This window comes from Pseudofrankia coriaricola (assembly GCF_001854805.1).
GTDB lineage: Bacteria > Actinomycetota > Actinomycetes > Frankiales > Frankiaceae > Pseudofrankia.
Map to the genome: position 1 here is coordinate 131,206 of NZ_MBLO01000222.1, position 13,503 is coordinate 144,708.

The following is a 13,503-nucleotide window of genomic DNA, read 5'->3' on the forward strand; positions in this document are numbered from 1 at the left end:
CGGGGGAGGGGCGCGGAGCGGGGTATGGCGGAAAGGAACCGGAGCTTGGCCGCGGGCGCGGCGGACGAGAGGAGAACGGTCGGTGTCAGGAGGTGACGCGCTGCTGGAGCTTGCGGCGGCGCACCCAGGCGCCCACGTCCAGCGGGCCGGCGTCGCGCAGGGCATCGGCCAGGACGGTGTCGGCGAGAAAGCCGTCGGTCGGCGGCGCGTCGCCGTGCTCGGAGCTGGCGCCGTGCTCATCGAACGGGACGAGCTCGCGGTGGTCGCTCGGCCGGTAGAAGAACGGGAGGGTCAGCCGATCGCCGGCGGCGGTGGGGCCGGCTGGCCGGACCTCGTGCGGCACCGCCCACCAGGCGCCGCGGGTCAGGTAGGTGAGCAGCTCGCCGACGTTGACGACGAACTCGCCGGCGGCGGGCGCGACGTCGTGCCACCCGCCGGAGCGGTCCCGCATCACCAGGCCGCCGTTGCCCGGCGGGTCCTGGAGCAGGACGGTGAACAGGGTCAGGTCGGAGTGCACCGCGTTGCGGATCCTCGGCGCGGCGGACGGCGCGGGCGCCGGGTAGTAGTTGGCGGCGAGATCGGCCCAGTTCCCGGCCACCATGCCCGACCAGCGGGAGGGCGCAAGGCCGAGCGCCGCCGCCATGGCCGTGCCCAGCAGCGCCGCCGACTCCTGCATGGCGGCGTAGTAGCGGTGCCAGGCCTCGACGAAGCCGGGCAGCTCGGCCGGCCACAGCGCGCAGTCCGCGACGGCGGTCGCCACGAGGTCGGTCGCGCGCCCCGGCGTCGGCTCGACCGGGTCGGATCCAGACCCGGATCCGGCGCGCTCGCCCAAGCCGAGCAGCGTGCTGGCGACCCGTGGGCCGATGTGGAACATCTCCTTCTCGTCCGCGTAGCCGTACTCGTTGCGGTTGCCGTCGGTGCCACGCCAGCCGACGTACTGGTCGTCCGGGCTGACCAGCGTGGCCTTCGCCGGCCGGGGCAGGGCGAAGAGCTCCCGCGTCCGCCCGAGCACCTCGCCCGTGAGGCCGGTGGGCAGCGGCAGCCCGGTCAGCACGAAGGCGCCGATCTCATGGCAGACCCGGTCGAGCTCCCCGCCGGCGGGCGTACGACCGGCGCGGGCATCCGCGACGATCTCCGGCAGTGAGAACGACGGAACCTCCACCGGGACACCTCCGCGCACTTCGGATCCGAACTTGGATCCGAACGTTAGGGGTGTCAGATTGCGGGCGTGTCACGCGGGCGTACCGGGACGTAACTACCTTCGGCGGTGCCTCGCGACCGGGAAACCCCACGCGAAGGCCCAGCTCACAGCCGTTGCCGTCGCGAACCATGGACTCCCACCCCGCCTCGGCCACCGGCGCCGCGCCGGCGGCCGCCATCGCGGCCGCCGGCTCCGCCGATCCGCGCAGTGACACCGTGACCCGCCCGACTCCTGGGATGCGCCGGGCGGTGGCGGACGCCGAGGTCGGCGACGACGTGTATGGCGAGGACTCGTCGGTGCGGGCCCTGGAGGAACACACGGCGGGTCTGCTCGGGCATGAGGCGGCCCGAGCGGATGGATCGGGCCTCGTCCACTGAGGGGCAGTGATCGCCGGCGGTGTATGGCAGCTGGCGTCCGGCTGACCGCCGAGCCACTCCCGAAAGCGTCCACGGGATAGGCCTCAGGCCCCGGCGCGTCAGCCAGGACACCCGGTGGCCCGCCGTCAGTCGAGGGCGGTCAGCCGCACCGGGATGCCGTTGAGGACGGCGTTGCCGGACAGCGGGTCGACCTGGGAGGCGTCCGTGAGGACGTTCGTGTTCACGCCGGGATGTTCGGCGGCGACCGTCATCCGGGTACCGGTCTGGCCGTGGCCCCAGCCGTGCGGGAGACAGACGACGCCGGCCATCACCTCGTCGCTCACCTCGACCTGGACCTCCAGCGCGCCCGTCGCGGACGCCAGCCTGGTCCGGCCGCCGTCGCGGACGCCGTGGCGGGCCGCGTCGTCCGGATGCACGAGCAGGGTGCAGCGCTCCCGGCCCTTGACCATCGCCGGGACGTTGTGCAGCCAGCTGTTGTTGGTTCGCGGGTGGCGCCGGCCGATCAGCACCAGGCCGGCGCCCGCGCTGCCCACGCCGTCGGCACCGCCCCCGCCGGCGGCGTCGAGCGCGGCGCGCAGCCTGGGCACGTCCGCCGCGACCGGTTCCGGGGCGAGCTCGACCTTCCCGCTGACGGTGCGCAGCATGGCCGGGATCCGCGGGGTGAGTGGCCCGAGGTCCACACCGTGCGGGTTGGCCAGCAGCAGGGCGAGCCGTATCCCGTCCGGCCGGGCGCCGAACCCGTCGCCGAAGTGCCCGGTGCGCAGCGCGACGTCCAGCAGGCGTTCCGGCGTGGTCTCGCCGTCGACGAGCGCGCGCAGCTCGGCCGGGTCGCGGCCGGCGGCCGGCGAGCCCGGCTCGGCGACGGCGCGGCGCAGGGCGTCGTCGAGCAGCGACTCGTGGACGGCCGACACGTCGGTGTCCGCTGGCTGGCCGAGCGCGATCAACGTGAGCCGGGCCAGGAGGTCATGCTCGGCCAGCCCGCCGGGATCGGGCGGCAGGACCGGTGGCGAGTAGCTGGCGACGGTGCGCACGGCCAGCGCCCCGAACATGAAGTCGTAATGCCCGACGCGGGCCGGGTCGGTGGGCGGCAGCACGACGTCGGCGTGACGGGACGTCTCGTTCAGGTACGGGTCGACGCTCACCATGAAGTCGAGCGTGTCGAGTGCCGCCGCCAGCCGCCTCGCGTCCGGAGTGGACAGCGCGGGGTTGCCGGCCACGGTGACCAGTGCCCGCAGCCGGCCGTCGCCGGGTGTGTCGATCTCCTCGGCCAGCGCCGCGACGGGCAGCTCTCCCATCACCTCGGGCAGCCCGCGGACCCGGGTGTGCCACCGCCCGGTACGCCACCCCCGCCCACCGGGGCGCCCGTCAGGACGCGGCCGGTCGGCGCGGCCATGGGCGCCCCGGCCGAACATCGCCCCACCGGCGGTGTCGAGATTGCCGGTCAGCGCGTTCAGGACGATCGTGAGCCAGCTCGTCAGCCCGCCGAACGCGACCGTCGTCGTGCCCATCCGGCCGTAGACGGCGGCGCGCGGCGCCGCGGCGAGCTCCCGCGCGATCCGCCGGGTCGTCTCGGCGGGCATCCCGCAGGTCGCCTCGACCGCCGCCGCGGTGAACGGCGCGGCCAGTTCGACGGCGCGCTCCACCCCGGTGAGGTGTTCGGCGACCGCGCCGAGCCTGATCTGGCCCGCCGCCGCCAGCTCGTTGACCAGCGCGAACAGCCACAGCGCGTCCGTGCCCGGCCGGATCGGCAGATGCTCGTCGGCGAGGGCGGCGGTGCGGGTCCGGCGCGGGTCGACGACGACGACCGTGCCGCCGCGGGCGCGGATCGCGGCCAGCCGGCCGGGGAAGTCGGGGGCGGTGCACAGGCTGCCGTTGGAGACCGCCGGGTTCGCACCGAGCATCAGCAGGTAGTCGGTGCGGTCCAGGTCGGGCACCGGGATCAGGGACGGATGCCCGAAGACATGACCGCAGGCGGCGTGCATCGGCATCTGGTCGACCGTCGCCGCGGTGAACAGCGAGCGGCTTCCCAACGCGCTGAGGAACGCCGGAAGGTGCTGCGTGCCAGCCATCGTGTGCGCGTTCGGGTTGCCGAGATACACGCCGACGGCGTCCCGGCCATGCGCGTCGACGACCCGGCGTAGGCCGGCCCGCACGACGTCGAAGGCCTCGTCCCAGCCGACCTCGCGCCACCCGGCGTCACCGGGGCGCCCGCGACCGTCGTGACCGCCGCGACCGTCGTGACCGCCGCGACCGTCGTGACCGCCGCCGGCGGTGTCGCGGACAAGCGGGCGGCGCAGCCGGTCCGGGTCGTTGAGCAGCTGCGGCAGCGCGGCGCCCTTCGGGCAGACGTACCCGTGGCTGAACACGTGCGCCGCGTCGCCGCGCGCGCCGACGACCCTGCCATCGGCCACCCGCAGCTCCAGCCCGCAGGTCGCCTCGCACAGCGGACAGGTACGCAGCGCGGTCGTCCCTAACCCAGGAGTCATACCCGGCAGGGTCGCACATCTGATCGGCCCTGGCCCAAGATCTGCGCGGGCTCCCCGGCGGCCGCACCGCTGACGCGGGCGGGTCGTCACGTTCTGGACGGCGGCCGGTTCGGGTGACTGCTGACGGGCCCCGCGAGGCTCGGGTGCCGGCTGCCGTGAGGTTGGGTCGCGGGAAAAGTGCCGGGTGTTCCCTCCAGGCATCGATGGCGACGCCGAGGTCCCTCAATCACTCTGTGCTGTCACTGCGGGTCGGCAGTCGCCGGTGCAGGATTTCCGCCGCGCGAACGCGTCGGCCATGAGCACGAAATGAGATGTTGACCGGCGCATCCGCGACGATCGGTCACCACCGGTCAGACGGTTCCGCCTCTTCGACCACTGGGACACGGTATGGGGCGCCGTACTGGGCAGGCACGGGTGCGGGTGCCTGATGCGCCGGCGACGCCGAATCGGCGGCCTTCGGCGGGCGCTGGACGTCGGTCCCGCTCCAGGCGAGATAGGCGACCAGGATGACGATCACGAACGTCGCGGTTACGGCGACGGTCCCGTCGCCGTAACCGAGGCCATGCAGGTCGTGTTCCTTGGCCAGGTAATCGGCGATCGACGCACCGAGGGGCCGCGTGAGCACATAGGCGAACCAGAACGCGCCGACGGCGTTAATCCGCCGAAGCCGGTAGGCGACGGCGGGGACAAGGATCGCGACCGCGAAGAAGCCGATCGACGCGAGGAAACCCAGGTGGAGGGTGAACGCGGTGAGATCCCCGGCCGCCGTGCCGAGCGCGAACGTGGCGAGAACAGCGGACCAGTAGTAGATCTCGCGCCGACGGGTGACGATGCTGTGGATCGACAACGACCGCTCGTCGCGATGCCACCGAAAGAAGATCGTGGCCAGTACCACTGCGTAGAACAGGGTCGTGACGGGGTACGGGATGCCGATGACGCGGTGGACGCCGTCCGCCGCCATGGTGCCGAAGACGGCGACCATGGCGACCGCAAACCAGTAGACGGCGGTGACATAGCGGCGGGTGCGCAGCTGCAGCCACATCGCCAAGGTGAACCCGACGAGGCCCACCCCGCCCGCCAGCGGCACGCTGCGGTTGGCAAGGAAGTCTGACGCGGCCTCACCCATCCCGGTGGTGAGGATCTTGACGATCCAGAACATGACGGTGATCTCGGGCACCTTGGGTGCGAGCCGCCTGATGGCACGCCGCCGCCCTCCCCGGGCTGACGATGTCATGGACGTCCTCTTTCTGGTCATTGATTTCGCGGCTGGCCGCGTACGTAGACCACGTGGGCGCGGACCCGTGTGGCTGGCGTTCCGATGCATATCAGGTTTTGCCGCCCAGCCTTCGCGGAGGGGCCGGCGCGCTCGCCGCCAGTCAGGTTTTCGTCAGGTTGGCGGCGGCATTCTTGGCGGCGTGACCATGTCTACCCCAGCCGTGAAGGCACGGGCCGCGAGCCGGCCGATGTTGAACAAGGTCCCGGAGATCACCTTCTACTTCTGGATAATCAAAGCCCTGTGCACGACCGTGGGCGAGAGCGCCGCGGACTACCTCAACAGCACGTTGGGGTTCGGGCTCGGCAATACGACGACGGTGATGTCCGTCCTGCTCGTCGCCTCGCTGGTGGCGCAGTTCCGGCTTCGCCGCTACATCCCGGGCGTGTATTGGACCACCGTTGTCCTCATCAGCGTCGTCGGCACTCTGATCACCGACAATCTGACTGATGGGCTGAACATCAGCCTCGTTGTCAGCACCGTTGCCTTCGCCGCGCTGTTGGCGCTGACGTTCGTCGTGTGGTATCGCACCGAGCGCACTCTGTCGATCCACAGCATCGTGACGAGACGGCGCGAGACGTTCTACTGGCTGGCGGTGCTGTCCACATTCGCGCTCGGCACCGCCGCGGGCGACCTGCTGACCGATCGGCTGGGGCTCAGCCTGCTCACCGCGGTCATCATCTTCGCCGTCGCGCTCGCGGTCGTCTATGCCGCCTACCGGTGGATCGGGCTGGGCCCGATCCTGTCCTTCTGGATCGCTTACGTGCTCACCCGGCCGCTGGGTGGCTCGACCGGCGACTACCTCAGCGGCGCCACCGACGAGGGCGGCGCGGGGCTTGGCACCCTGGCTACGAGCCTGCTGTTCCTCGTCGCGATCGTTGCCACGGTCGTCTACCTGACCGTCGCGAAGAAGGACCGCACAGAACTCGTCCACACCGGCTCTACCGGGGCCACAGCTGGCGGCCTGGGCGATGGCGACCCCGCTCGAGAAGCTGTCGGCTAGCGGGACACGGATGGGTCCGCCGTCGTCGAGGGCTGGCGTCCCGCGCATGACGCGCGGCCGACGGCCTCCACGCGGCGAGTGTCCTCGGTGACCGGAGTCGTCTTCGGCGGTCGCGGCCGTCCCGGACCGCGGTCTCGTCATTAGGCGTCGGGCAGCATCGGGAATGTGACGACCACGCGGCCCCATGGTGCCGGGAGGACCAGGACGTCACCGCCGACGAGCCGGGCCAGCCGGCGCGCGAGCGACAGGCCGAGGCCCGCGCCGTCTCCGGTTGCGGCGGCACCCCGGTATCCGGGTTCGAAGACCGCGTCCACCTCGTCGGGCGTGAACCCCGGGCCGTCGTCCGTGATGGTCAGCCGGGCAGCGTTCGCCCCGCCCGCCGCGGGGTCTACCTCGTCGATCTGCAGGGTGACGGCTGACCGGGTGTGACGTAGCGCGTTGTCGACGATGGGCGTGAGGATCCGTTCGGCCAGGTCCGGATCGCACAGCGCAGGCCGGGCTGCGCCGTGGACACTCATCCGCGTCTGAGGGCCTCCCGCGGCGGCGGCTCCCGCGGCAAACGCGACCCGTTCGGCCACCTCGACGAGATCCGCGCGACCCGTCGTCGCGGTGCCGCCGGGCGCTTTCAGGAGCGTCTCGACAACCCCTGCCAGCTGGTCGACCTCGCCGACGACACCCTCGAGCGCCGCCCGCAGCGGTTCGGGCCGGATGTCATATCGGGCGCTCGCCTCGGCGGCGGCACGCATCCTGGCCAGCGGTGCCTTGAGTTCGTGGGCGATCTGCGAGGTGACCAGCGTCTCGTGCCGCAGGCTCGCCGCCAGCCGGGTGAGCAGGCCGTCCAAGGTCGCGGCGAGGCCGGTGATCTCGTCACGCGGCGGTCCCAGCCCGAACCGCTGGTCCGGGTCGTGCGCGCCCCAGTCACCGGCGAGCGCCGTCATCTCGGCCACCGGGCGAAGCGCCGAGCCGACCAGCCGGCGTACCAGGACGGCCGCGCCCGCGACGATCACGACGTCGAGCGCCACCGCCGCGCCGACGGCCAGCCGTTCGCTGTGGATGTAGGGCGCCAGACTGAGCGCGACCACCACCGTGCCGATGCGTCGAGGCCCGTCCAGGACCGGCAACGACCGGAGCTCTACTTGACCGACCATCCGCGTGGCCGGCCCAGCTGAGGCGAGCGTGGCCGCCGCGGACGCCAGGGACCGGTCCACGGGCGGGTGTACCACCGGCGACGTCTTCAGGTCGAACAGCCACATCTCTTGCTCGATCGCCTCGTCGCCCGGTGTCTCCTCGAGCACCAACCGACCGGCGTCGACGGTGACCAGCGCCGATGCCGCCCGGGCCCGCGACGCCAGCAGGGCGTCGGCGTCGTGGCGCAGCCAGCCGCGCAGAAGCAGCCAGAAGGCCACGGTGAGTAGCGCGACCGAGGTCGTGATGACCGCGACGGTGAGCCACACCAATCGTCGACGCATCAGTCGAGCCGGTAGCCGACACCGCGGGCGGTCGCGATCGACGGGTGGCTGCCGACGTCGCGCAGCGCGCGCCGAAGTCGCGCGACATAGCTGTCCAGGGTGTTCTCCCGCACGACCGAACCCGGCGGCCACGCGCTGGAGATCAACGATGCCCGCCGCACCACCTCGCCGCGCCGGCTGACGAGCGCCGCGAGCAGTCGGTACTCGGTCGGCGACAGCGGACACGCGCCGCTCGGTCCGGCGACGACGTGCCGTACCGGATCGAGGGCGAACTCGGTCCCGGCGGCGCCGGACGCTCGGCGTACCAGCACGTCGAGGCGCGCGAGCAATTCGTCGATCACGAACGGCTTGGTCAGATAGTCGTCGGCGCCGGCGCCGAAACCGAGCACTTTGTCGGCGACCGAGCTTTTCGCGGACAGCAGCAGGGCCGGCGCCGCGACGCCGCGGCTACGCAGTGCCCCCAGCAGGTCCCGCCCGTCCGTGTCGGGCAGCGCGACGTCGAGAATCAGTGCGTCAGGCGACACGGAACCTGCCGCGCGCCGTATGGCGTCACGCCCCGTCGCCGCGGACCACGCCACGTCGAACCCCTCAAGGCGTAGCACCCGCACGATCGTCGTGCACAGCGCCTCATCGTCGTCGACGACCGCGACAACCCCGCGCATCAGCCGCTCAACGCCGCCAGCGGCCTGACCACGGATGGACGGCTGGGCGCGACGCACCGTGCGAGAGCGATGTCAGGTACCACGATTGCCTCCACCCATCGTCGCGCCGAAATTGCTGCAAGCTATTGCAAGCCGCTCTGTCCGAGCCTGGGCGGCACCAATGGCCCCGTCCGGCCAGCTCGGGCTCGACGCATTGTCGGTCGTCGAACATGTGAGCACGATGAACGGTCCGGTGGGAGTAGTCAGGCCGACCGACACGCCGTGGAGGGCTACGGGCGGCGCCACATCTCGCCACGCCAAGACGGCCGGACGAGTCCGCCCGTCCATCCGGCTCGGAGCAGCCGTCTTGAGGCGCGTCTGTCGCGTCCACGTCGCGGCCGAGATGACCAGCAATCCACGTGGCCGTACCGCGACCTTGGCCGGCGGTCTCGGCCCGTCCGATCGCCCGGCGGTGAAGCCTGTCCGGCCAGCTGCCGCCGGCCGCCCTGGCCCGGCTGCCCTGCTCGCGCTGGTCGACGTTCCTCGTCACCGCGCACCGCGGGGCGCTGGCACCGAGACGTGGTCCCGCGACACCGGTCTCGCCCTATTCGAAGAGGCGTTGGCCCCAGTACTGGCCGGGCTGGACGCCCGGCGGGCAGGCGAACAGCCCGCTGCCGACGTGTTGGATGTATTCGTTGAGAGCGTCGTTGACCTTGCCGGCCAGCGACCTCTGGATCGGGACGAACTGGGCGCCCGGGTCGCGCTGGTAGGCGATCGCACGACGGGCAAAGGAGCGGGCTGCGGGGCGTCAGGGCGCGGTGGCGCTGACTCGTCCGGTTCGGACCGCCTCGACCAGCGCGGCGTGGTCGGCCTCGTTCTGGTCGGCGTATGCCTCCGCGAAGCGAGCGACCGCCCGGTCGAATGCCGCGCTGGTGCCCAGGTAGGCCGCGATCGCGATACGGTCGCCCGACCGTGCGTGGGCCCGCGCGAGGGTGGCCGCACACAAGCGCCCGAACAGCGTCATGCCGTCGGGACCCATGGTCTCCGTCTCCACGACGCCCTTCCAGTCCTGCAGCTGCCGGACGTAGAAGTCGCGCCGCCGCCCGTCGAGGCCCTCCACCCGCTGCCAGCCGAGAAAGATGTCGCTGGCGGCCTGGATGAGGCGCTGCCCGACGACCACCCGTTCGCCCTGGTTGCCGTACTCGCTCCCGGCCAGGTGATCGGCCAGGACTGATGTTCCCGCCTCCTTGATCTGTAGCAGGAGCGGGTCGCCATCGTCGCGGCCGAGCAGCAGCGCGACCCAACAGCGGGTGCCCACGCTGCCGACGCCGACGACCTTGCGAGCGAAGTCGACGAGACGGTACTGAGCGAGCAGCGAGCGCCGATCAGCCGACAGGGTGGCGGAGTACCGGTCCACGATGGAGCCAAGCCATCCCATCAGCAGCTCTCGTTCGCTCCCGGCGTCTAGCTCGCCGATCGGGACGAGCAGCGGAGGGTCAGACGCGAAACGCCGTTCGCCGCCCACAACCTCGGTCAGCTTGGTGAACGCCCGTAGCTGGTCGCGAGACCGGGCCCGCGATGTCGCCCGCGACAGGCGCCTGGAACCCCGCCGGCCCAGCACATCCGCGAACCGCGTGACCAGATCGTCGACATCGACGTGCGCATACCAGACGTCGAGGTTGGTCATCGCCGCGAACCGGTGCATCCACATGCGGTAGGCCCCGACCGCCGCGGTGACAATTTCACGTCGCGCGGACGAGTCGAAGCCGTTGGCACGGCCGGCGATGACCAGACTGGCGGCGAACCGCTTCACGTCCCACTCCCACGGGCCAGGAAGGGTCTCGTCGAAGTCGTTGATGTCGAACACAAGGCGTCGTTCGGGGGACGCCAGCAGCCGGAAGTTCAGCATGTGCGCGTCGCCGCAGAGCTGGACCGCGATCCCCGACGTCGGCGTCCCGGCGAGATCCGCCGCCATGATCGCGGCGGCACCCCGATAAAATCTGAACGGCGATTCCATCATCCGCTGGTAGCGGAGAGGGACGAGTTCGGGCAGGCGGCTGTGCGACTGCCGGTCAATCACGTCGATCGGGTCGGCCCGGTCCGGCGCCGGTTCGTACTCCGCATGGGTCCCGCGCGCGGCCCAGACTCGTGCGGCCTTTCCCTGGGCCGCGCGCTCCGCCGGTCGCGGCGCAGCACTGTCGTGCGTTCCTTCGGCTGGCCGCTGCCGGGAGCCATGCGCGGGAGGATGCGTGACAAAAGTGGTCATATTCGGCCTCTCGTGGGCCTCATCCCTGAACAATGTATACAAGTGCGCCGTGTACTGCACCTCGATCGACAGGTTCCCTGCGGCAACACCATCTATGCCCACTACTTCCGGCCGGGCAGCCAGCCCGGCTCTTAGGTTCTTCGATGGGTGGGTCTCGAGGCATCCGCTACCGCTGCCTCGGCAGTTGTATCACCCAGAAGCGGACGCAGCCACTGGGCCGCGGGATCGGCGTCGATGAGCAGAGCCTTGGCGAGCAGAGTCATCGGAACCGCCAAGAGCGCCCCGAGCGGGCCGAGAACGAACGCCCAGAACACCAACGACAAGAAGGTCAGCGTCGCGGACAGCCTAACCACGTTGCCGACGATCTTCGGCTGGATGAACGACTGCACGACCATGTTGATCGATGAGTAGACCGCCACGACCCAGAGCATGCGGCCCACGCCGCCCTCGAGCAGGCCGAGCAGGGCGGGTGGGATCAGACCCACCACGAACCCGATGTTGGGGATGTAGTTGGTGATGAACGACAGCAGCCCCCACAACAGCGGCAGTGGGATTGCCAGCCATTGCAGCGCCAGGGCGTCGAGCGCGGCGACGATCAGTCCGAAAAGCGAGGAAACGGCCAGATAGCGGCGTGTGTTGCGGGCGAACTCTCGCAATGCACCCACCAGGAGCGGCCGTGACTCGGCGACCACGTCGAGTCGGCGCGCAAACAGCTCGCAGTCGATGGCCAGGAAAAAGACCAGAGTGACGATGAGCACCAGGTTGGACCCCACCGAGGTCAGCCCGGAAAGGATGTTCTGCAGCACGCCGGCAAGTTTGGACAGGTCGAGCCGGCCGACCGCGGCGCTGGCTTGTTTCGGCTGGACGCCGAGGTCCTCCAGCCACCGGACGGCCTGGTTCAGCAGGTTGTCGAACTGCGTGCCGTAGTCCGGCAGCAGCGTGATCAGCCGGGCGGCCGACGCGACGAGGGCGGCGGCCAGGCCGACCAGGATCGCATATATCGTCGTCATCATCACGACAATGCCGACCCACCCGGGCACTCCGCGCCGGCGCAGACGTGCCTGCAGCGGGTGCACCATGACGACGAGGACCAACGCCAGAAACGCCGGGCCTAGTGCGCTCCGGAAGGCCCGCATTCCGGCTGTGGCGACGGCCAGAGACGCCAGTCCCAGCAGAATCACGATCGGGCGCGCCAGCGATCCTGTTGGGGCACCGTTTGACGACATCCGCACGGTGTTTCCGACCCTTCCGCGCTCGCGCGTGTGGGGACGCGCCGGCGCCGACGAGCTCGCCAGCGGCCCCGGCATGTCCGAGCTCCGCCAGATGCGCAGGTCTCGGGGCTCGGGTGATTGATCGTCCGGTGCTGGCCGCGGCGGCTGGCACGGAGCCCGACTAAATACTATTAGTCGGATGCGAGGAGTGTCACGATGCCGCTAACGAGGAAGTACAGCCCGCTCGCCGCGGCAATCAGAAAGACAATATCCCATCCGTGTTGGCTCATCCGGGCGTTGTAAGCGGCAAGAATCCGCCCAGTCTGTCGCGGCGCGAGCAGTCTGAGGATGATCGGCAACTCTACCATGAGTAGCACGAGCGAAGCGCAGACGAACAGGGACAGAATGGTGACACCCGAGCCGATGTCGGCATCGGCAAGATATTTCAGGGCGGCGACATAGAGCGCGGAAGGCAGATATGTGGCCACCCCGAGGAAGAAGATAGTTCGGGTTCCTGTGGGCCCCTGGCTGGCGGAAGTCTCTTTCGGCGCCAGGTCGCGCGCCGCATCCGAGCCGTCCGCTTCTCGCGAGGTTGTCGCGCCGCGTCTGGACGGCCGTCGGATCGTGGTCGCGCGGTGTCGAGCGATCCAGAGCGCCACCAGCAGCAGCACCGCCCCAAGAAACGTCTGCGTGCCGGCGCTCAAGGTCCGCTCCTGCCTTCCAGACAGCTCGGCGGAGCGCAAGGCCACCAAGATGGCGGCTCCGGCGCCGACGGTTACTGTTGCCGCCCCGCCGAGGTAGGCAAATGCGCGCCGCAACGAAGGGGGATCGCCCAGGTAACGCACCACGATCGCCAGGCCTAGCGGATAGATGCCGGCGGCAACGGCCAGCGGCAGGGCGCCGGTCACTTTCGTCTCCCTCGACGTGGCACCAGCCGGCGCCGGGGTTCAGCGTAGTACTTTCTCATTGACGCGCCGGAGCTGTGCTGCGTGAGTATCGCCGCTGGCCTCGAGCCCGGAGACCTTGACGAGGCGCTAGAAGCGGGTCCTGGTGCCGGCGGCTTTCATCCGGATATGAACGTGGACCTGATCGTTTTGCTGGCGCACGCCCGATGTCCCGCCCGGCCACGTGCTGGCGCCGAGCGATCAGGTAGGCGAAGATGCCCGGGAACGGGAGGGCGAGCACCAATAAAATCCATACAGCCTTCACCCACCCACCCAGTTCTCGATCACGAAAAATGTCGGCGATGATACGCGATATGGGCGCCAGCCTGATAACTCGCAGGAAGACGCGGAGCAGGGTCCTGAAGGCACCGAGAACTGGGTGGTCGTAGGCCATATACTGGTGAGTCATTATCTTCGCTCCCGCCCATCGCGGTCAGACATCTACAGTCCCACTCAAGGAGGGGCCGGTCGATTCGATCAGCGGTCGGGAACTCGCCCGACTTGCGTTGACGGTGCAACTAGGGCGAACCTGGCAGTCGGCGACTACCGGATCTGCTGGCGCGGCAGCTAGGAACCATATACCCTGTCCGGGTTTCGCCATTTTCCCGAGGTTGAGCCGCCGCCGCTCGCCA

General features: G+C 70.4%; 12 protein-coding genes. 2 read left to right on the top strand and 10 right to left on the bottom strand.

Annotation, left to right across the window (positions count from 1 at the left end; translation table 11 throughout):
• Positions 1–85: 85 nt before the first annotated feature.
• The gene (locus tag BCD48_RS27040) at positions 86–1,162 is read right to left on the bottom strand and encodes a 2OG-Fe(II) oxygenase family protein (protein WP_071051177.1); all 1,077 of its coding nucleotides are present in this window, start codon (positions 1,160–1,162) and stop codon (positions 86–88) included.
• Between the two features lie 167 nt (positions 1,163–1,329).
• Here BCD48_RS27040 and BCD48_RS56865 point away from each other — a divergent pair, with 167 nt between their 5' ends.
• A complete protein-coding gene (locus BCD48_RS56865) occupies positions 1,330–1,578 on the top strand; it encodes a beta-eliminating lyase-related protein (RefSeq protein WP_071051178.1) in 249 nt (82 codons plus the stop codon).
• A 125-nt stretch (positions 1,579–1,703) separates the two neighbouring features.
• On the opposite strand, the gene BCD48_RS27050 is transcribed toward BCD48_RS56865, so the two are convergent.
• Positions 1,704–4,064 carry a molybdopterin-dependent oxidoreductase gene (locus BCD48_RS27050; protein ID WP_071051179.1) on the bottom strand — a complete coding sequence of 787 codons (2,361 nt, stop codon included), beginning with the start codon at positions 4,062–4,064 and terminating at the stop codon, positions 1,704–1,706.
• A gap of 340 nt (positions 4,065–4,404) precedes the next feature.
• Positions 4,405–5,223, bottom strand: a complete 819-nt coding sequence (locus BCD48_RS27055; RefSeq protein WP_241842009.1) for a COG4705 family protein — start codon at positions 5,221–5,223, stop codon at positions 4,405–4,407.
• Between BCD48_RS27055 and BCD48_RS27060 the strand changes: the two genes are divergently transcribed.
• Positions 5,207–6,340, top strand: coding sequence for a COG4705 family protein (locus tag BCD48_RS27060; RefSeq protein WP_241842010.1), 1,134 nt, complete (start codon positions 5,207–5,209; stop codon positions 6,338–6,340). The genes BCD48_RS27055 and BCD48_RS27060 overlap by 17 nt on opposite strands.
• 140 nt (positions 6,341–6,480) lie before the next feature.
• On the opposite strand, the gene BCD48_RS27065 is transcribed toward BCD48_RS27060, so the two are convergent.
• The 7 genes from BCD48_RS27065 to BCD48_RS47300 all read right to left on the bottom strand — a co-directional run bounded on the left by BCD48_RS27065 (position 6,481) and on the right by BCD48_RS47300 (position 13,280).
• Positions 6,481–7,809, bottom strand: coding sequence for a sensor histidine kinase (locus BCD48_RS27065; RefSeq protein WP_083419257.1), 1,329 nt, complete (start codon positions 7,807–7,809; stop codon positions 6,481–6,483).
• The gene (locus tag BCD48_RS27070; protein WP_071051222.1) at positions 7,809–8,471 is read right to left on the bottom strand and encodes a response regulator transcription factor; all 663 of its coding nucleotides are present in this window, start codon (positions 8,469–8,471) and stop codon (positions 7,809–7,811) included. Before BCD48_RS27070 ends, BCD48_RS27065 begins: the two co-directional genes overlap by 1 nt.
• 583 nt (positions 8,472–9,054) lie before the next feature.
• Positions 9,055–9,225, bottom strand: coding sequence for a hypothetical protein (locus BCD48_RS47295; RefSeq protein ID WP_491677175.1), 171 nt, complete (start codon positions 9,223–9,225; stop codon positions 9,055–9,057).
• 33 nt (positions 9,226–9,258) lie between these two features.
• Positions 9,259–10,716 carry a DUF2252 domain-containing protein gene (locus BCD48_RS27075; RefSeq protein WP_071051183.1) on the bottom strand — a complete coding sequence of 486 codons (1,458 nt, stop codon included), beginning with the start codon at positions 10,714–10,716 and terminating at the stop codon, positions 9,259–9,261.
• Positions 10,717–10,847: 131 nt separating this feature from the next.
• A complete protein-coding gene (locus BCD48_RS27080) occupies positions 10,848–12,023 on the bottom strand; it encodes an AI-2E family transporter (RefSeq protein WP_241842011.1) in 1,176 nt (391 codons plus the stop codon).
• Between the two features lie 95 nt (positions 12,024–12,118).
• On the bottom strand, positions 12,119–12,835 hold the full coding sequence (locus BCD48_RS27085; RefSeq protein ID WP_071051184.1) for a GAP family protein: 717 nt from the start codon (positions 12,833–12,835) through the stop codon (positions 12,119–12,121).
• 55 nt (positions 12,836–12,890) lie between these two features.
• Positions 12,891–13,280 carry a PLD nuclease N-terminal domain-containing protein gene (locus BCD48_RS47300; RefSeq protein WP_349308051.1) on the bottom strand — a complete coding sequence of 130 codons (390 nt, stop codon included), beginning with the start codon at positions 13,278–13,280 and terminating at the stop codon, positions 12,891–12,893.
• Positions 13,281–13,503: the final 223 nt, after the last annotated feature.